The following is a 1858-nucleotide window of genomic DNA, read 5'->3' on the forward strand; positions in this document are numbered from 1 at the left end:
AAATCTTGGTCATTAAGATCGGGAATAATCCGTTCTTTGGCCTCAGCATAAACTAAAGGCGTGACAGGTTCAGCCGCAGGAACTACCCGACAATAAACTAGGGCGATGGTGGAGTTATCGTGACCGTTTTTCTGGTTAGCTAGTTGTAATAAACTTTCCCCCACGGCGGTTACATTTTTCTCTCCTCGCAAAAGAGGCACAATTTCACTGTCCCAGTATTGTTCTACCCGATCGTAATCACTTAAACCATCGGAACAGAGGAGAAAAACACAATCTTGATCAATAATCAACCTCTGAACGGTGGGATGGAGATTATTGGCGCTACTCATGCCCAAAGCTTGCACCAAGGCCCCCGCGTTGGGATACTGTATGGCATCACAATAGAGGAGATAGCCTAATTTCACTTCCCTGGAAGCGAGATCGTCATCCACCGTCACTTGATGACAACTGTGGGCAGTAATCCAATAGATGCGGGAATCCCCCACATGGGCCGCGTACATTTCCTGGGCCTGGGCAAAAGCCATAACTAGAGTCGTACCCATGCGCTGACGATCTTGTCTTGACTCCTGATCATTGCGTTGACTGATCAGATCATTGGTGACACGAATCGCCTGTTCGAGGATAAGACTGTAACTATCGGGATAGATTTCAATATTAGTGGTGGGACTGGGATTAATTTCCCTAGACAGGGTTTTGATCGCCAATTGAGCAGCGATTTCGCCCCCTTCCTGACCGCCGATGCCATCACAGACAATCGCCAGGGGATTTTGACCATGAGCGAGGGTTATGGCCTGATTAGTCGGGGGATAACAGGCATCCTCGTTGTGTTCCCGCAGCAGACCGGTATCAGTGCAGGTAAAAATCTCATAGCTGCGTTCTTGACCTCCACCGTAGTGCTGTAGTGCATAATCGAGAATAGCGATCAGGGATTCCGGGCGATCGAGATCACCGGATTCTAGCTCTTGGGTCAGGGATACGAGAAAATCTTGAATATTAGCGGCTGCCGTCGGGATCAGACCGGTCCAGAAAGCTCCTAAATCTTTTAAATTGGGAGCGGTGGCCTCATCTTTGCTTAATTCTAGCAATTGCAGCAGCTGATCATTCACTCTCGTCAGTGAAGGGTTGAGCAGACTAGAGACTACAGCCTTTCTCTGAAGGGGATGCCAGAGTTTGGCCATTTGCCATAACCAGTGAATTTGTCTTAAATCGGAAGCTTGCGACCAAACCTCGGCTAGAGTGGGCAATAGTTCTGGATATATTAATTCTCCCGTTTGATCGAGGGGAATAGTGCCGTATTCCAACAGCCAGATGTCCATATTTAAGCGTTCATCGGGACTGGGAATATAGCCATAGACTTGGGGAATGTGGAGATGGAAGGGTAACAATTTTAGGTAGAGGGAAATCCAGCTAGGAGGTTCGTCCGGCGCTTGGGGTGCTTGAGCGGGTTTAGTATCAAGAACAATTTGTGGTTGTTTGACCAAATAACGATTATCAATTAGCTCGCCAACATGATAATAGGTTCTCACCCAATCACCCATCATCCATAAATAGCGCTTAACTAAAGGAGTACCGCATTTTTCACAGAATCTATTAGTGAGAGCGTTCGGGGATAGACAGGTTAGGTTTTGACATTGGAGGGTTGTCACGGAATCCATGAAAACTGCTGACTCCTAAAGCGCGGTTAGTATAGGTTAATAAAATAGCGTGTTTTTATCCACGTTGACATCCTCGCCGCCCTAAAAGTGCGGCGATTCCTAAACCTCACGATTTAAGTTTCTGCTTCCACCACCGTCGCATACCACAGTTAAAAAACCATGTACTGTCTTACACAGAGTCCACAGACTTTCGCCCCATTTCA

General features: G+C 47.1%; 1 protein-coding gene. It reads right to left on the reverse strand.

Annotation, left to right across the window (positions count from 1 at the left end; translation table 11 throughout):
* On the reverse strand, positions 1-1655 hold a 1655-nt coding region (locus PX482_RS18465), incomplete at its 3' end, for a protein phosphatase 2C domain-containing protein (protein ID WP_288122816.1).
* Positions 1656-1858: the final 203 nt, after the last annotated feature.

The sequence above is a fragment of the Microcystis sp. M53602_WE12 genome (assembly GCF_030065455.1).
GTDB lineage: Bacteria > Cyanobacteriota > Cyanobacteriia > Cyanobacteriales > Microcystaceae > Microcystis > Microcystis aeruginosa.